15 protein-coding genes and 1 pseudogene are annotated in these 16,032 nt (G+C 65.4%); 13 read left to right on the top strand and 3 right to left on the bottom strand.

What is annotated here, in order from left to right; genetic code table 11:
* Positions 1–7 precede the first annotated feature (7 nt).
* The 6 genes from flgE to HNR60_RS19320 all read left to right on the top strand — a co-directional run bounded on the left by flgE (position 8) and on the right by HNR60_RS19320 (position 7,008).
* On the top strand, positions 8–1,267 hold the full coding sequence (gene flgE / locus HNR60_RS19345) for a flagellar hook protein FlgE (RefSeq protein WP_184260963.1): 1,260 nt from the start codon (positions 8–10) through the stop codon (positions 1,265–1,267).
* An 8-nt stretch (positions 1,268–1,275) separates the two neighbouring features.
* Positions 1,276–1,551: a hypothetical protein gene (locus HNR60_RS19340; protein ID WP_184260960.1), complete on the top strand. Its 276-nt coding sequence runs from the start codon at positions 1,276–1,278 to the stop codon at positions 1,549–1,551.
* A gap of 1 nt (position 1,552) precedes the next feature.
* Positions 1,553–2,008 carry a flagellar protein FlgN gene (locus HNR60_RS19335; RefSeq protein WP_184260956.1) on the top strand — a complete coding sequence of 152 codons (456 nt, stop codon included), beginning with the start codon at positions 1,553–1,555 and terminating at the stop codon, positions 2,006–2,008.
* A 49-nt stretch (positions 2,009–2,057) separates the two neighbouring features.
* Positions 2,058–3,827 carry a flagellar hook-associated protein FlgK gene (gene flgK / locus HNR60_RS19330; protein ID WP_184260953.1) on the top strand — a complete coding sequence of 590 codons (1,770 nt, stop codon included), beginning with the start codon at positions 2,058–2,060 and terminating at the stop codon, positions 3,825–3,827.
* Between the two features lie 14 nt (positions 3,828–3,841).
* Complete coding sequence (locus HNR60_RS19325; RefSeq protein WP_184260951.1) at positions 3,842–4,747, top strand: flagellin; 906 nt, start codon at positions 3,842–3,844, stop codon at positions 4,745–4,747.
* 260 nt (positions 4,748–5,007) lie between these two features.
* Positions 5,008–7,008: a DEAD/DEAH box helicase gene (locus tag HNR60_RS19320; protein ID WP_184260949.1), complete on the top strand. Its 2,001-nt coding sequence runs from the start codon at positions 5,008–5,010 to the stop codon at positions 7,006–7,008.
* Between the two features lie 161 nt (positions 7,009–7,169).
* Here the strand turns inward: HNR60_RS19320 and draG are convergent, their stop codons facing one another.
* Both draG and HNR60_RS19310 read right to left on the bottom strand, forming a co-directional pair.
* Positions 7,170–8,051, bottom strand: a complete 882-nt coding sequence (gene draG / locus HNR60_RS19315) for an ADP-ribosyl-[dinitrogen reductase] hydrolase (protein WP_184260947.1) — start codon at positions 8,049–8,051, stop codon at positions 7,170–7,172.
* 27 nt (positions 8,052–8,078) lie between these two features.
* Positions 8,079–8,912, bottom strand: coding sequence for an NAD(+)--dinitrogen-reductase ADP-D-ribosyltransferase (locus tag HNR60_RS19310; protein ID WP_184260945.1), 834 nt, complete (start codon positions 8,910–8,912; stop codon positions 8,079–8,081).
* Between the two features lie 159 nt (positions 8,913–9,071).
* Between HNR60_RS19310 and HNR60_RS19305 the strand changes: the two genes are divergently transcribed.
* From HNR60_RS19305 to HNR60_RS19275, 7 genes are all read left to right on the top strand, one after another.
* A complete protein-coding gene (locus HNR60_RS19305; protein WP_184260943.1) occupies positions 9,072–9,806 on the top strand; it encodes a type 1 glutamine amidotransferase in 735 nt (244 codons plus the stop codon).
* A gap of 214 nt (positions 9,807–10,020) precedes the next feature.
* Positions 10,021–10,101: a pyrroloquinoline quinone precursor peptide PqqA gene (gene pqqA / locus HNR60_RS19300; RefSeq protein WP_041801384.1), complete on the top strand. Its 81-nt coding sequence runs from the start codon at positions 10,021–10,023 to the stop codon at positions 10,099–10,101.
* Between the two features lie 117 nt (positions 10,102–10,218).
* The gene (gene pqqB / locus HNR60_RS19295; RefSeq protein WP_184260940.1) at positions 10,219–11,154 is read left to right on the top strand and encodes a pyrroloquinoline quinone biosynthesis protein PqqB; all 936 of its coding nucleotides are present in this window, start codon (positions 10,219–10,221) and stop codon (positions 11,152–11,154) included.
* A gap of 17 nt (positions 11,155–11,171) precedes the next feature.
* Positions 11,172–11,927, top strand: coding sequence for a pyrroloquinoline-quinone synthase PqqC (pqqC, locus tag HNR60_RS19290; RefSeq protein WP_184261099.1), 756 nt, complete (start codon positions 11,172–11,174; stop codon positions 11,925–11,927).
* Positions 11,928–11,936: 9 nt separating this feature from the next.
* Entirely contained in the window at positions 11,937–12,254 is a 318-nt protein-coding gene (gene pqqD / locus HNR60_RS19285; protein WP_184260937.1) for a pyrroloquinoline quinone biosynthesis peptide chaperone PqqD, read from the top strand.
* Positions 12,251–13,450, top strand: coding sequence for a pyrroloquinoline quinone biosynthesis protein PqqE (gene pqqE / locus HNR60_RS19280; RefSeq protein WP_184260934.1), 1,200 nt, complete (start codon positions 12,251–12,253; stop codon positions 13,448–13,450). Before pqqD ends, pqqE begins: the two co-directional genes overlap by 4 nt.
* Before the next feature lie 383 nt (positions 13,451–13,833).
* Complete coding sequence (locus tag HNR60_RS19275; protein WP_184260931.1) at positions 13,834–15,447, top strand: sigma-54 interaction domain-containing protein; 1,614 nt, start codon at positions 13,834–13,836, stop codon at positions 15,445–15,447.
* 31 nt (positions 15,448–15,478) lie between these two features.
* On the opposite strand, the pseudogene HNR60_RS19270 reads toward HNR60_RS19275, so the two are convergent.
* Positions 15,479–16,032: pseudogene (locus HNR60_RS19270) on the bottom strand (ISAs1-like element ISRpa5 family transposase); the annotation flags it as partial.

Here is a 16,032-nt window from a genome sequence, read left to right as displayed (position 1 = left end):
TAACACCATGAGTCTTTCAGGCGCACTCTCTTCCGCGATCTCCGCACTCAGCGCGCAGAGCTCGGCGATGGCGATGATTTCCGATAACATCGCCAATTCGTCGACCGTCGGCTACAAGACCACCTCGGCGTCGTTTCAGTCGCTGGTCACCAGCGCTTCGAGTGCCACGACCTATTCGTCGGGCGGCGTCACCACGCTGTCGAAATCCAACATTTCCGAACAAGGCCTGCTGACCACCACCACCAGCGCCACCGATATCGGCATTTCCGGCAACGGCTTCTTTCCGGTGACCACGGCGCTGACCGGCGGATCGACGCTGTACACCCGGGCCGGCTCCTTCACCATCGATGACTCCGGCTACCTGGTCAGCAGCGGCGGCGCCTATCTGCTCGGCTGGCGCACCGACGCCGACGGCAACGTGGTCGGCAGCGCCGACAGCAACAACCTCGAGCCGATCAACACCACGGTCGCCACCACCAGCGGCAGCGCCAGCACCGAGACCGACTTCGCCTTGAACCTGCCGTCGGATGCCGCAACCAACGCCACCTTCACCAGCTCGATGTCGGTGTACGATTCGCTCGGCACCGCAAGCTCGATCCAGGTGACTTGGACCAAGACCGGAACCAACACCTGGAGCGCCGCCTTTGGCAATCCGACGCTGTCGTCAGATTCCACCAAGAGCACCGGCACCAGGACGGGGTCGGCCACTATCACCTTCAACGAAGACGGTTCGCTGGCCTCGCAAAGCGCCACCACCATTACGGTCGACTGGACCACCGGCGCCGCCGCCAGCACCATCGCGTTGAATTTTGGAACCGTCGGCGGCACCGACGGCCTCACCCAGAAGGCGTCCGGCGAAACCACGCCCACCATCGATCTCACCTCGATCGAATCCAACGGGCTGGCCTACGGCAAGCTGAGCAGCATCGCGGTCGGCGACGACGGCAAGGTCAACGCCACCTATTCGAACGGCGAGACCATCGCGATCTACAAGATTCCGGTCGCGACCTTCACCGCGCCGGACGAATTGCAGGCGCAGAGCAACGGGCTCTATGCGGCCACCGCGGCCTCCGGAACCGCGGTCGTGCAGGCCTCCGGGACCAACGGCGCCGGCACCATCGAGGGCGGCGAGCTGGAAGCGTCGACCTCCGATACCAATTCGGAGTTCAGTAATATGATCTCGGCGCAGCAGGCCTATTCGGCGGCGTCCCAGGTGATCACCGCGGTGAACAAGATGTACGACACGCTGATGTCGGCGATGCGCTAGGTGCGGCGATGACCGGGCAGGCGGACGACGATTCACTGCTGCTGCGGCTGCGTCGTGTGGCGTCCGCGGTGCGCACGGCCACCCGCCGCGACGACCGCCGCCGGCTGCTGGCGCTGGAAGCCGAGTTGCGAGCAGTGCGCGGCGAGCTTGCGACGCGCTGCCGGCAGATGGTCGAGCGGATGAATGCCGCCGGCGCCCAGCTCGGCGCCATCAATGCGTATGCACGTTGCGCGTCGCTCGGACGCGGATCGTCGCACAGTCGAACCAATGGCAAGGGGAATTGAGATGCTGGACAGGCCATCGCGACAGGCGCCGCAAGTCGGTGGCGCGGGATCGATCGAGGAACTGGTCACGCTGATCGACGCGCTGATCGATGTGGTGCGCGAGGAAAATGCCGCGCTGGCGCTCGGCCTGCCGGCGTCGCAATCACGCCACACCGAACTGAAGACCAGGCTGGCGCGGCATTTCGAGATCTGGGTCGCCGAGGTCGCGGCGCGGCGGCTGCGTCTGCATAGCCCCGACAAGGCGCTGCAGGCGCGCTTCATGAGCCGGATGGAATGCCTGCGGCTGTCGATGGACGAGAACGTGATCCGGCTGCGCGCCGCGATCGAGGCCAGCCAGCGCCGCATCGACGCGGTGATGGCGGCGATCCGCGAACAGATTTCCGACGTCTCGCCCTACAGCGCCAACGGCCGCGTCAGAGGCCGCGCGGCGTCCTGCAGCACCGGCGTGCGGGCGTAGCAACTCGACCTGGCGTGAGGTCATGCCCTAGCCGACAAGTGAGGCCAACGTGTCACTCGACATCGCACGGAGCATCGCCGTCAGCAGCCTGATGAACACGCAGGTGCAGATCAGCGTCACGTCGTCGAACATCTCCAATGCCGACACCACCGGCTATTCGGTCAAGACCGCCAACCAGGCCTCGGTGGCCAATGCCGGCACCGGCGCCGGCACGGTGATCACCGGCATCACCAGCACGGTCGACAAGCTGCTGATGAAATCGCTGATCCAGGCGGACTCCGCGCTTGGCGCCGCCGACACCAGCAATAACTATCTCGACCAGCTGCAGGCATTGCATGGCTCGACCTCCGACGCCGACAGCAGCGGCACCTCGCTTGCCAACACCATCGCCGCGCTGGAGACCGCGATCACCTCGCTGTCGGCGACCTCGAGCAGTGCGGCGCTGCAGGCCAACGCAGTCAGCGCGCTCGACGACGTCGCCACGCAACTGCGCGACACGTCGAGCGGCATCCAGGAGCTGCGCGGCAACGCCGACCAGGCGATCGCCAGCTCGGTCAGCGACGTCAACGATCAGCTGCAGACCATCGCCGACCTCAACGCGCAGATCAAACTCGCGGCGGCGGCGGGTCAGTCAACCGCCGATCTGGAGGACAAGCGCAACACCGCCGCGCAGGAAATCGCCGGCAACATGAACATCAGCTATTTCATTTCGTCCAGCGGCGACATGCAGGTCTACACCGCGTCGGGCCAGGCGCTGGTCGATTCGACCGTGCATGAGTTGAGTTTTACGGCGTCCTCGGCGGTGACGGCGAGTTCGAGCTACAGCGCGACGTCGAGTTCCACCTTGAGCGGGATCACCGTCAACGGCGTTGACGTCACCGCGCAGATCACCTCCGGCGAGATCGGCGCGCTGCTCGAGCTGCGCGACAGCGAACTGCCGGCGGCGCAAGCCCAGCTCGATCAATTGGCGACGCAGCTCGCCGACAGTCTCAACACCGTGTCCAACACCGGCACCTCGCTGCCGCCGCCGTCGAGCCTGACCGGCTCGACCGCGGTGACGGCTGACACCGCGCTGGATGCCAGCGGCACGGTGCGCATCGCGCTGGCGGATCAGAGCGGCAAGCTGGTGTCCTCGACCGATCTCGATTTGTCGAGCTACGCCACGGTCGGCGATCTGGTCACCGCGCTCAACGGCATTTCCGGGCTGTCGGCTTCGATCGACGCCAATGGCCATCTGACGATCGCCAGCACCAGCAGCGCGAACGGCGTCGCCATCAACGAGATGACCAGTTCGGTCGGCGCCGACAGCCAGGGCCTGTCGAACTGGCTCGGGCTGAACGACCTCGTGACCGCGACGGGGGCTTCGGACTTCGCCGTGCGCAGCGATATCCTTTCGAATTCCGGCCTGTTGCAGGTGGCGACGCTGGACTCGTCCGCCAGCCTCACCGCCGGCAGCCAGGTGCTGAGCTCGGGCTCCACCACGGTGGTCAACGCGCTCTATGCGGCGCTCACCGACGACATCAGTTTCGACGCGGTCGGCGGGCTCGGCTCCAGCACCGGATCGTTCGCCGATTATGCCAGCACCATCGTCTCCGCGGTGGCCGCCAAGGCGTCGGCGGCCGAAGACACCTACACCGCCAAGCAGACCGCGCAGTCGACCTTTGCCAGCGCGCTGGCGTCGCAATCCGGCGTCAATCTCGATGAAGAGACCGCGCGGCTCAGTACGCTGCAGAATCAATATTCGGCGGCTTCGCAGCTGATCCAGGCGATCAACGAAATGTTCTCGTCGCTGCTGGACGCCGTGCAAAGCGTCGGTTGATAGGGGGATCGATCATGGCCATGCGCGTCGCCACCTTCGGAATCAGCGAGCAGATGATCGCCGCGGCCTTGCGCACCCAGAGCACCATGGCCGACATGCAGATCCAGGAAGCCTCCGGCGTCACCTCGTCGGATTTCGGCGGCTACGGATCGTCGTCGCAGCAGATCCTCAATCTGCAAGTCTCGGTGACGCGGGCGCAGTCCTATGTCGACGCCGCCACCCAAGCCTCCAGCAAAGTCGAGGTGATGTATTCGGCGATGAGCTCGATCGCCGACGTCATCACCCAGTTCCGATCGGTGCTCACCGCCGCCACCAGCGCGACCACCACCGACGCCACCACCGTCAGCCAGTCGGCCAGCGACATGCTGGCGCAGCTGGCGTCGTTGCTCAACACCCAGTATGGCGGCGACTATGTGTTCGGCGGCGCCCGCACCGACCAAGCGCCGGTCGACACCTCGGCCTATCCGGCGATGACCTCGCCGTCCTCGGCCGACACCAGCTATTATCAGGGTGACGACGAGCTGGCCTCGGTCCGCGTCTCGGAGAGCCAGACCGTCTCCTATGGCGTCACCGCCGACAATTCCGCGTTCGAACAGGCGATGCGGGCGATGAACCTGATCGCCAATGCGACCACGCTGTCGACCGACACCTTGAACGAGGCGCTGGATCTTGCGGAAAGCGCGGTCGACGCGGTCGGCAATGTGCAGAGCAAGATCTCCAACGCGGCGTCGGCGATCGAGCGGGCCTCTGGCTTCCAGACCGAATATCTGACCTATGCGTCGACGCTGGCGAGCGATCTCACCAGCGTCGACGTCGCCGCGGTGACCGCGCAATTGTCGACCTATCAGGCGCAGCTGACGGCGTCCTATGCGGCGATCTCCAAAGTGCAAAGCCTCAATCTGGCGAGCTATTTGAGTTAATTCAAAAAATACCCAGCGACTTCATAGGCATAGTGGGTTCGCAGGCGAGCCGGCCCGGCGTGCCCGACGGGGCTGCGGCGGCGGTTTTCGGCTGCACGCCAGCAATGATTGGCGCTTTGCGCCATCTTGGCTTAAAGGAGGGCACCTCACCCATTCCGTCGGGCCTGCCGGCTGCGCATTTAAAGGCGCGCCGGATCGAGCTGTTCGGTACGGGCTCATTCGACGCCGCGGCGTCGCCGCCAAGCAGGACCACCCATCTCGTGACATTCTTGACCACCAGCCCGCCGCTCGCCCGAGCCCTGGCGGAGCGCAATTACAATGACCCGACGCCGGTGCAGACCGCGGTGCTCGCCGAGCAGGCCGCCGGGCGCGACCTTTTGGTGTCGGCGCAGACCGGATCGGGCAAGACCGTCGCCTATGGGCTGGCGATCGCCAAGAACCTGCTCGGCGACGCCGAACGCTTCGAACAGGCAGCGGCGCCGTTGGCGCTGATCGTGGCGCCGACCCGGGAACTCGCTCTCCAAGTGCACCGCGAACTGGCGTGGCTCTATGCCTACGCCGACGCCCGCGTCGTCTCTTGCGTCGGCGGCATGGACCCGCGGCAGGAGCAACGCGAGCTGGCGCGCGGCGCCCATATCGTGGTCGGCACGCCGGGACGGCTGTGCGACCATCTGCGGCGCGGCCGGCTCGATGTCTCGCAGCTGAAAGCCGTGGTGCTCGACGAAGCCGACGAGATGCTCGATCTCGGCTTTCGTGAGGACATGGAATTCATCCTGAAAACCACGCCGGCAGAGCGCCGCACTTTATTGTTCTCGGCGACGCTGCCGCGCGGCATCGTCGCCTTGGCCAAGCAGTATCAGCAGCAGGCGTTCCGCGTCGAAGTCGCGGGCGGCGAGGGCGGCCACGCCGACATCGAATATCAGGCGATCCGCATCGCGCCCGGCGACGTCGAGCACGCCGTGGTCAACGTGCTGCGCTATCACGAGTCTCCCAGCACCATCGTGTTCTGCAACACCCGCAACGCGGTCAAGCACCTGCAGACCGCGCTGCTGGAGCGCGGCTTCTCGGTGGTGGCGCTGTCCGGCGAATTGACCCAGAACGAACGCACCATGGCGCTGCAGTCGCTGCGCGACGGCCGCGCCAGGGTCTGCGTCGCCACCGACGTCGCGGCGCGCGGTATCGATCTGCCGAATCTGGCGCTGGTGATCCACGCCGATCTGCCGAACGACGCCGAGGTGATGCAGCATCGCTCCGGCCGCACCGGCCGGGCCGGCAAGAAGGGCGTCAGCGTTCTCTTGGTGCCGCCGGCGCGTCGTCGCCGCGCCGAGCTGTTGCTCAATCTGGCCGGCATCGACGCGGTGTGGGGCGTAGCGCCCAGCGCCGACGAGATCCGCAAGCTCGATCAGGAACGCATGTTCCAGGACGCGCTGTTCGCCGAGGAACCCTCGGCCGACGATCTGGTGCTGGCGCAGGCGCTGCTTGCCGAGCGCTCGCCGGAATATATCGCCGCGGCGTTGGCGCGGCTGTATCGCGCCAGGCTGCCGTCGCCGGAAGACATCTTGGATCCGGGCGACCGTGGCGCCCGCGCGCGCGACCCGCGCGCGACGACGCGGGACGCCCGGCCGCGCGCCGAAGACCGCGACTACAGCCCGAAAGCGCGGCCCGGCAAAGCCTCGACGCGCCATGCGATGGAAGGCGGCGTGTGGTTTCGCGCCGCGATCGGCCGCAAGAAGAACGCCGAAGCGCGCTGGTTGCTGCCGATGATCTGCCGCCGTGGCGGCATCGACAAGCAGGACATCGGCGCGATCCGTATTCACGACACCACCACCGAGTTCGAGATTTCCGGCGCCGCGGCGGACTCTTTCGCGGCGATGATCCGGCGGCCCGACAAGGAAGACAACATCCGCATCGAGGCGATGGGCGAAGCTCCGGCGGCTCAGCAGGCCCCGGAGCGGCGTCCGCCTTCCGGAAAACCCTATGAGCGCAAGCCGGCGGGCGACAAGTCGTATGATCGCAAGCCCGCAGGCAAGCCTTACGATCACAAGCAAGCCGACGGTGCGCCGCGCGAGCCCGGCTTCAAGAAGAAAAAGTCGTTCGATAAGCCGGCTTACGACAATCCGGGCTACGACAAGCCGGCTTATGATCCGCTGGCTAACGACAAGCCGATGTACGCCGAAGTCTCGCCGAGCGGCGGCAGCTTCGAACTGAAGCCCGCCTTCGACAAGAAACCGAAAAAGCCGAAGAAGAAATTTCGCGAGTAAGCAGCCCCCGAATGAGGCACGTGTCCCGGACGCCGAGCAGCGCTGTTGCGCTGCGACGCGAGCCGGGACCGTTTCAAGCGCTGCCGTCGTAACGGCCCCGGATCTGCGGCGCACCACGCCGCAAGTGCGGCGCGTTGCACCGCGTCCGGGGCACGCGACCATTATCGCCCAGCGATCGCCAATAGCTTCGGCACCTGGTCGCGGATTGTCGCGCTGATCTTCGGATCGAGCCTCGCCAGCCATCGCTCGGGGATCGCCGCCATCCCATAGGTGGCGCCGGCCAGCATCGCGGCGATGGCGCCGGTGGTGTCGGCGTCGCCACCCTGGTTCACCGTCTGGGTCACGCAGTCCGCAAACGAACTCGTGTTGAAATAGTAATGCAGCACGGTGTGCATGGTGTCGACGACGTAGGCCGAGGACTGGCCGTGATACGGCTCGAACTTCAGCGCGCGGTGCTGCGCGATCACGCCGTCGGCCACATTTCGCGCGGCATCCTTATCCTCGCCGCGCAATAGCGCGTGCAGCATCCCGACCAGCATCAGGCTGGAAGCATCCGACAGCGGATGATGATGGGTGATGCGGGATTGCGCCAGCGTCCAGGCCTGCGCGTCGTCCGGCCGGCCGAGCGTGGCGAGCGCGACCGGCAGCACCCGCATCGCCGCGCCGTTGCCGGCGTCGCCCTCGAAGTAATTGCCCTGCACCGTGCCCTCGGTGATGTAGCGGCGGATGCCGCGGCGGCAGGTCGAGCCCACGTCGATCGGCCGGCTCTTCAGCCAGGCGGCGAATTGCTCGCAGACGTCGGCGACGTCGAACTGCCCCAGCCTGGTTAGTGACGCGCTGAGCGCCAGCGCCATCTGGGTGTCGTCGGTGATCTGCCCCGGGGCGAGGCGTAGCCAGCCGCCGCCGATGATCTCGCGATGCACGCCGTATTTCGCGGCGATCTCCGAGCGGGTCATGAATTCCACGGTGGCGCCGAGCGCGTCGCCGATCGCAAAGCCGAGAAACGCCGCCAGCGCGCGGTCCTGCAAGTCGGGTGCGGTCATCGCGCGGGCCGCCTCATCGCGGGGTGTCTAGAAATAGCTGGCATTGACCCGATACTCGCCGCCGATCACCAGATATTCGCGCTCGCCCTTGAACGGGTAGGCGGCGAGCAGCGTGTTGAAGAACACCACCTTTGAGAGCGGCACCCGCACGGTGAGGATGGTGTCGCCGAAGCATTCGGCGATCTCGCGGTCGGAGGAAAACGACGACAGATTGTTCAGCCGCATCATCACCGTGGTCTTGTCGATCCGCTCGACCACCTGCTGCTCGTTGAAATCGTTGACGCCGCGGTACAGCGTCACATGGCTCTGGCCCGGCGCCACCAGATTGGCCAGCGCCCATTGGCAGAATTCGAACAACAGGTCGAGCTGCACGTAGATCGCGTTGTTGTGGAAGCGGCTCGACATCTTCTCTTCGACATAGGTGGTCCAGGTGCCGCTGGAGATCCGGTCGATGAACGCCTTGTGAAAGGTCGGGAAAATCCCGAACCGGCTTTCAACCCAGCCCTTCAGCACCGCGCCTTCGGCGCCGTTGCTGTCGCAGCCCCAGCCGGTGATCAGCCGCAGGAACGAGGAGCGATAGCGCCGCGGCTTGTCCGGGCCGGCGGGAGTCTCCTGCTGCTCGGCGTCGATCCCGAACATCGCCATCATATAACACAAGAAGGCGCCGCCGGCGTCGGCGAGGTCGCCGGCCTGCGCCAGCATCTCGAACAATTCGGGGTTCATCTCGCGGACGCCGGCGATGTGCAGCGGCACCGGATGATCGTTGAAGCGGGCGTGGGCGAGAAAATCCATCGGCACCCCGACCAGATTGGTCGAATGGCCGATCCCGCTCTGCCCGGATGTCTCCAATTGCACGCTCACTGCCCCGTCCGCTATCCAACACCCGAAATCGGCGCCGCGTCCTGCGCGCGCGGAACTCCGATGGCTGCAATCCCCGGTGCCGTCAACCCTGGTGCACCGTTTGCGATCTGGCGCGGAGCTTGCAAAGCTGACGCCACGCCCGCCACTTCGAGGAACACCATGCGCTTTCTGATCTTTCAGCACATTGATATCGAGCACCCCGGGATTTTCCGCGAGTTCTGGCGGGACGCCGGCATCGCCTGGGACGCCGTCGAGCTCGACGCCGGCGAGGCGATCCCCGACCTCGAGTCCTATGACGCACTGGTGGTGATGGGCGGGCCGATGGACGTCTGGCAGGAGGCCGAGCACCCCTGGCTGGTGCCGGAAAAGGCCGCGATCCGCCGCTTCGTCCGCGAGCTGAACCGGCCGTATCTCGGCATCTGCCTCGGCCACCAGCTGCTGGCCGATGCGTTGGGCGGCAGCGTCGGGCGCGGCAAGACCCCGGAGGTCGGGCTCGGACGCGTGGAACTGACCGCGGCCGGCTTCGCCGATCCGCTGTTCGGCAGTTTCTCCAACCCGGTGGAGACCTTCCAGTGGCACGCCGCCGAGGTCAGCCGGCTGCCGGAAGGGGGCGAGCTGTTGGCGCGCAACGACGCCTGCGCGGTGCAAGCGTTTCGCGTCGGGTTGGCTTACGGGCTGCAATATCACGTCGAGATCACCGAGCAGACCGTGCCGCAATGGCGGAGGTTGCCGGCCTATGCGGCGTCGCTCGACACCGCATTGGGGCCGCAGCGCGCCGCCTCGCTCGCTCAAGAGACCGCGGCGCGGCTGCCGGCCTTTGCCCGCGCGGCGCGACGCATCAATGATAACTTTCTCGGCCTGGTGACCGCGGCGCGCGCCGCCCGCGTCGGGTAGTCGTTGTCGCCGCGCTGATAGCGGCGTGAGCTCATCAAGTTCCTAAGAAGCCACGATCGGAACTTGATGTGCAGTGCGATATCAAGCGATTACTTCGCACTGCAACGGGCGATCTTCACGCCGTTGTTTGCCGAGCTTTCCCTTGCGCTCATGCGGAGCCGGCTCTATCTTTTAAAGACCGCGGCACCGACCGCGCAAATTGGGAGGATGAACGATGGCCTGGAAGACTCCGAAAATCGTCGAAGTTGCCGTTGGCATGGAAATCAACATGTATGCCTGCGCGGCCCGCAAGTAACAGGCTGCGATAGCTTGGCGCTTTGGCGAAGGCGGCCGATACGCGCGGCGATCGGCTCAGGATGAGTCATCGCCGCGTTGGCCGGCGCCAGGTGCGCAAGTCCCGGGGACGGGTCTCATGTTGCGCGTTGTCGTTCTGGGAGCCGCCGCGGGCGGAGGGGTGCCGCAATGGAATTGCGGATGCCCGGGCTGTCAGGCGGCGAGGAGTGATGATCCGGCGCTTCGGCGCACTCAAGCCTCGGTCGCGATCAGCGCCGACGGCGAGCACTGGTTTTTGATCAACGCATCGCCTGATCTGCGCCAGCAGTTGATCCAGACGCCGCAACTGCATCCTAAGCACGGCCAGTTGCGACACAGCCCGATCGCCGGCGTGATCCTGACCAATGGCGAAATCGATGCGGTGGCCGGCTTGCTGTCGATGCGCGAAGGCTCGCCGTTCACGCTCTATGCGCATCGCCGGGTGCTGGCGATCCTGAAGGCCAACAGCATTTTCAACGTGCTGAGCGAGCACAACGTCAAGCGTCGCGAGATCGCGATCGATCAGCCGTTCGAATTGGCTTTGCCGGACGGCACGCCGGCCGGCATCGAAGTGCTGCCGTTCGCGGTCGCCGGCAAGGGCGCCTGGTATCTCGAAGGCGCAGCGCATCCGAACGGCGAAGCGCAAAACGACGTCGGCGATACGCTGGGATTGCGCATCACCGACCAGGCGACCGGCAAGAGTTTCTACTTCATCGCGGCCTGCGCCGAAGTCGGCCCCGAACTCAAGCAGCGGCTCAACGGCGCCTCATTGGCGTTTTTCGACGGCACGGTGTGGCGCGACGACGAATTGATCGCGGCGGGCCTCGGCTACAAGACCGGGCAGGCGATGGGTCACATCGCGATGTCGGGAGAGCGCGGCGCGCTGGCGGCTTTGGCCGATCTCGACATCACGCAGAAGATCTTTCTGCATATCAACAATTCCAACCCGGCGCTGCTGCCGGGCTCCGAAGAACGCAAGGCGGTCGATCGCGCCGGCTGGCAGATCCCCGCCGATGGCATGGAGGTGGTGTTGTGAACGCTCCGTTGTACGGCATGTCGGCGTTTTCGCTGGCGACAACGACACGACTTCAGGACGCCGATCAGCTCGAGGCGGCGTTGCGCCAGATCGGCGCCACGCGCTATCACAATCTGCATCCGTTCCATCGGCTGCTGCACGGCGGCAAGCTCAACAAAGGCCAGGTGCAGGCCTGGGCGCTGAACCGTTACTACTATCAGTGCTCGATCCCGATCAAGGACGCGGTGGTGATCTCGCGGTTTTCCGACCGCGCCACGCGTGTGGAGTGGCGGCATCGGCTGGAGGATCACGACGGCGATCTCGGCGCGGAAGGCGGCATCGAGCGCTGGCTGAAGCTGACCGACGGGCTCGGCCTCGACAGCGCTTACGTGGAATCCACGCAAGGCATTCTGCCGGCGACGCGTTTTGCGGTGGATGCTTACGTGCATTTCGTCCGCGACAAGTCTCCGCTGGAAGCGATCGCGTCGTCGCTGACCGAATTGTTCGCGCCCAATCTGCACGAAGAGCGGATCGCCGGGATGCTGGAGCATTATGATTTCGTCAATCCGCAGATCATGAGCTACTTCAAGCGCAGGCTGACGCAGGCGCCGCGCGACGCGCAATTTGCGCTTACTTACGTCAAGCGCCACGCCGGCACCCCGGCGGAGCGCGAGGCGGTCTGCAACGCGTTGATTTTCAAGACCAATGTGCTGTGGGCGCAGCTCGACGCGCTGCACCACGCCTATGTCGACGGGCATATCCCGCCCGGCGCGTTCGTTCCTGAGGCAAACTGAAGGCAGGGCATGACAGGCTCGCGCAGCCGCAATCTCACCGTCGAGGAGACCAGCCGGCCGGTGCTGCCGCGCCACGCCAAGCTGCGCTTCGACGCCACCCGGCAGCTCTGGGTGATTTTGGCGCCGGAGCGGGTGCTGGCGCCGGACGAAATCGCGGTGGAGATTTTGCAGCTGTGCGACGGCGTGCGCAGCGTCGGCGAGATCATCGATCGGCTGGCCGCCAAATATTCCGCGGCGCGCGAACTGATCGGCGCCGACGTGATCGCGATGCTGCAGGATCTCGCCGACAAGGGATTCCTCGCCGAAGCGCGGGAGAACACCGCATGAGCCCGACCCTGACCGATGCCAGTCCGATTGCGCGCGAACCCGCCGATGGCCTCGCCGTGCTGGAGCGGCGCGGCTCGGTCGCCGAACAGTTCGGTATTCCGCTGGCGGTGCTGGCGGAATTGACGCATCGCTGCCCGCTGCAATGCCCGTATTGCTCCAACCCTGTCGAGCTTGAGCGATCCCGCGGCGAACTCACCACGCCAGAGTGGAAGGCGGTGCTGAGCGAGCTCGCCGAAATCGGTGTGCTGCAGATTCACTTTTCCGGCGGCGAGCCGACCGCGCGTAAGGATCTGGTCGAGCTGGTGCGGCACGCCACCGATGTCGGCCTCTACTCCAACCTGATCACCTCGGCGGTGCTGCTCAGCCGCGACAAGCTGAAAGCCCTGGCGGATGCCGGGCTGTGCCACGTGCAGATCAGCTTCCAGGGCAACGAGCCTAAGGTCGCCGACCGCGTCGCCGGTTTCAGCAATGCCCATGCCAAGAAGCTCGAGGTCGCGCGCTGGACCCGCGAGCTCGACCTGCCGCTGACGGTCAACGCGGTGATGCACCGGCAAAACCTCGATCAGCTCGCTGATATCATCGCCATGGCGGTCGAGCTCGACGCCGACCGGCTCGAAGTCGCCAACGTGCAATATTACGGCTGGGCGCTGAAAAACCGCGCCGCCTTGATGCCGACGCTGCAGCAGCTCGAGGATACCACGCGGATCGTCGAAGACGCCCGCTCGCGGCTGAAGGGCACTCTTGAAATCGACTATGTGATGCCGGATTACTACGCGCTGCGGCCGAAGAAATGCATGGGCGGCTGGGGCCGGCAGTTCTTCAACATCTCGCCGACCGGCAAGGTGCTGCCGTGCCACGCCGCCGAAACCATCACCGGGCTCGATTTCGAATCGGTGCGCGGCAATCATTCGATCGCCTGGATCTGGCAGAACTCCGAAGCCTTCAACCGCTATCGCGGCACCGGCTGGATGCAGGAGCCGTGCGCCAGCTGCGCCTTCAAGGAGATCGATTTCGGCGGCTGCCGCTGCCAGGCCTTTGCGCTGACCGGCGACGCCGCCGCCACCGACCCGGCCTGCGCGCTGTCGCCGCGGCACCAGGAGATCTTCCAGCTCGCCGCCACCGAGGCCGACGAGGCGCAAAGCCGCTTCATCTATCGCAACTTCGCCGGCGGCACGCCGGAGCCGGAGCGCGACTGAGCGCACTTGCCCTGCAAACTCCTCCTATCCGCCACAACGGCTGATTGCCGAATTAGCAGTGTGCCTACGGTTTCGACAGGTCTGCCGCTCACATGATCATGCCATCCGTTATATACGATGCTATATAAGGGATGACCGCTGGCGGCGGTGCCTGGTGCCGTTGGTCTGCGGCGGGCCGGTTCGCGGCCGCCGAAAAATTCGGACACCAATGTAAAGACGGAAGCTGAATTGTACCGATCTGAACCAAACCGCCTCAACCCGCCGGCGCCTTTCGCCGCGACGCCATCGTCCGCGACGCCTTGGCGCCGCGCCGAAGCAACCGGCTCGGCCGGCGCGGGGCAGGGCGCTGACCCGGCAACCCAACCGCAGCCGAGGCCGTGACCATGGGGATGACTGCGAGCAATGCTGTGGCTGTCGAGACCGAACAGCCGGTCGAGGAGTTCACCCACTGTTTCACCGGCGAATGCCGGATCAACGTGCTGCCGCTGTTGTTTCAGATCGCGAAAATCATCGCCGACAGCGAGGATCTCGCCAAGACGCTGACCATCATCCTGTCGGTGATGCAGAAGCAGCTGCGAATCCAGCGCGGCATGGTGACGCTGTACGATCGCGGCTCGGAGACCATCTTCATCCACGACAGCTTCGGGCTGTCCGAGGAAGAGAAGGCGCGCGGCATCTACGCCTCCGGCGAGGGCATCACCGGCAAGGTGGTGGAGACCGGCCGCGCCATCGTGGTGCCGCATCTGCGCGACGATCCGCGGTTTCTCGACCGCACCCGGTCGCACGGCAACAGCAACGCCTCGTTCTTCTGCGTGCCGATCATTCACGGCCAGAAGGTGATCGGCACCATCAGCGCCGAGCGCGCCTATCGCAACCCGCGGCTGTTGAAGCAGGACGTCGAAGTGCTCTCGACCGTCGCGCTGATGGTGGGGCCGGCGGCCGAACTCTATCTGATCGAGAATGTCGAGAAGGTCCGGCTGGAAAACGAGAACCGCCGGCTGCAGAGCGCGCTGAAGGAGCGCTTCAAGCCCTCCAACATCATCGGCAATTCCAAGCCGATGCAGCAGGTCTACGAGCTGATCCACAAGGTCGCCGGCACCAAGGCCACCGTGCTGGTGCTCGGCGAAAGCGGCGTCGGCAAGGAACTGGTCGCCAACGCGATCCACTACAACAGTGCCACCGCCGACGGCCCGTTCATCAAGTTCAACTGCGCGGCACTGCCGGAGAGCATCGTCGAGAGCGAATTGTTCGGCCACGAGAAGGGCGCCTTCACCGGCGCGGTCGGGCTGCGCAAGGGCCGCTTCGAGCTGGCCGACGGCGGCACCATCTTTCTCGACGAGGTCGGCGAATTGAGCCTGCCGATGCAGGCGAAGCTGCTGCGGGTGTTGCAGGAGAAGACTTTCGAGCGGGTCGGCGGGTCGAAGCCGGTCAAGGTCGACCTGCGGATCATCGCCGCCACCAACCGCGACCTGTTGGAGATGGTGGCGAAAGGCACGTTCCGCGAGGATCTGTACTACCGGCTCTATGTGTTCCCGATCACCATCCCGCCGCTGCGCGAGCGCGGCAGCGACGTGATCCTGCTCGCCGACCATTTCGCCGCGCGCAACGCCGCGGATAGCGGCCGCGAGGTGAAGCGGATCTCGACGCCGGCGCTGAACATGCTGATGGCGTATCACTGGCCCGGCAACGTCCGCGAACTCGAGAACGTCATCGAGCGCTCGGTGATTCTCTCAGAGGACGGCGTGATCCACGGCTACAATCTGCCGCCGTCGCTGCAGACCTCGGCGGAGACCGGCACCAATTTCGGCTGCAGCCTCGGCGGCAAGGTGCAGGCGGTGGAATACGAGATGATCGTCGAGGCGTTGAAGAGCCACCGCGGCAACGTCACCGACGCCGCCCAAGAGCTCGGCCTGACGCGGCGCATTCTCGGCCTGCGGATGGACAAATACGGCATCAACTACAAGACCTTTCGCCGCGGCGGGGGCGCGCGGGGGTAGTCGCTTCTCCCCTCCCCCTTGCGGGGCAGGGCTATCGCATGTGTTGGATGAGTTCGAAGAGGAACGTATCGTTCCATCCTGCACGTTTCAGTTTTCCGCGCAGCGATGTGGTGTTGTCTGGATGTGCCCTTGCGACGTTGAGGGCCAGGCGTCTGAGCACGGCGAGGTTGGCGGGGGCGTTGTCCTTGCGATTGCGCGCCAAGTCCTCGTCGAGCACGACGTCGAGCGGCCAATGCAGGCTGTTTTCGATGCTCCAGTGGGTCCGGACGATGCGCAGCACGTCTTTGGGAGAATAGGCTTGGCTCATCAGAAAGTAACGCTCGACGGTCTTGTCGGTGCCGCGCTTGCTGGTGATCCTGGCCACCGCTTTGAGCCCGGCAAAGTCGTGGTCTTGCGCCATCTGCGGGACAGCGGCGACGACAGCACGGCGCTTTTCCTTGCGTCCATGACCGGCATCGACGGTGATCGTCGATGGCTTGCCCTGGCGCGCGGCGGCGCGGATTGCCGCCTTCGCATCCCGCATCAGCGCAGGCTGGTTGTCCTTCACGGCCAGCACATAATCGCCGCCCCGAGCCTTGATCGCTT

This window comes from Rhodopseudomonas rhenobacensis, assembly GCF_014203125.1.
Classification (GTDB): Bacteria; Pseudomonadota; Alphaproteobacteria; order Rhizobiales; family Xanthobacteraceae; genus Rhodopseudomonas_A; species Rhodopseudomonas_A rhenobacensis.
This window is presented reverse-complemented; position numbering and strand designations above follow the sequence as displayed.

Bases quoted from the DNA above. Each gene is read 5' to 3' on its own strand.
- flgE (WP_184260963.1), top strand. From the start codon at position 8: ATGAGTCTTTCAGGCGCACTCTCTTCCGCGATCTCCGCACTCAGCGCG.
- HNR60_RS19340 (WP_184260960.1), top strand. From the start codon at position 1,276: ATGACCGGGCAGGCGGACGACGATTCACTGCTGCTGCGGCTGCGTCGT.
- HNR60_RS19335 (WP_184260956.1), top strand. From the start codon at position 1,553: ATGCTGGACAGGCCATCGCGACAGGCGCCGCAAGTCGGTGGCGCGGGA.
- HNR60_RS19325 (WP_184260951.1), top strand. From the start codon at position 3,842: ATGGCCATGCGCGTCGCCACCTTCGGAATCAGCGAGCAGATGATCGCC.
- draG (WP_184260947.1), bottom strand. From the start codon at position 8,051: ATGACCGCACCCGACTTGCAGGACCGCGCGCTGGCGGCGTTTCTCGGC.
- HNR60_RS19305 (WP_184260943.1), top strand. From the start codon at position 9,072: ATGCGCTTTCTGATCTTTCAGCACATTGATATCGAGCACCCCGGGATT.
- pqqA (WP_041801384.1), top strand. From the start codon at position 10,021: ATGGCCTGGAAGACTCCGAAAATCGTCGAAGTTGCCGTTGGCATGGAA.
- pqqB (WP_184260940.1), top strand. From the start codon at position 10,219: ATGTTGCGCGTTGTCGTTCTGGGAGCCGCCGCGGGCGGAGGGGTGCCG.
- pqqC (WP_184261099.1), top strand. From the start codon at position 11,172: ATGTCGGCGTTTTCGCTGGCGACAACGACACGACTTCAGGACGCCGAT.
- pqqD (WP_184260937.1), top strand. From the start codon at position 11,937: ATGACAGGCTCGCGCAGCCGCAATCTCACCGTCGAGGAGACCAGCCGG.
- pqqE (WP_184260934.1), top strand. From the start codon at position 12,251: ATGAGCCCGACCCTGACCGATGCCAGTCCGATTGCGCGCGAACCCGCC.
- HNR60_RS19275 (WP_184260931.1), top strand. From the start codon at position 13,834: ATGGGGATGACTGCGAGCAATGCTGTGGCTGTCGAGACCGAACAGCCG.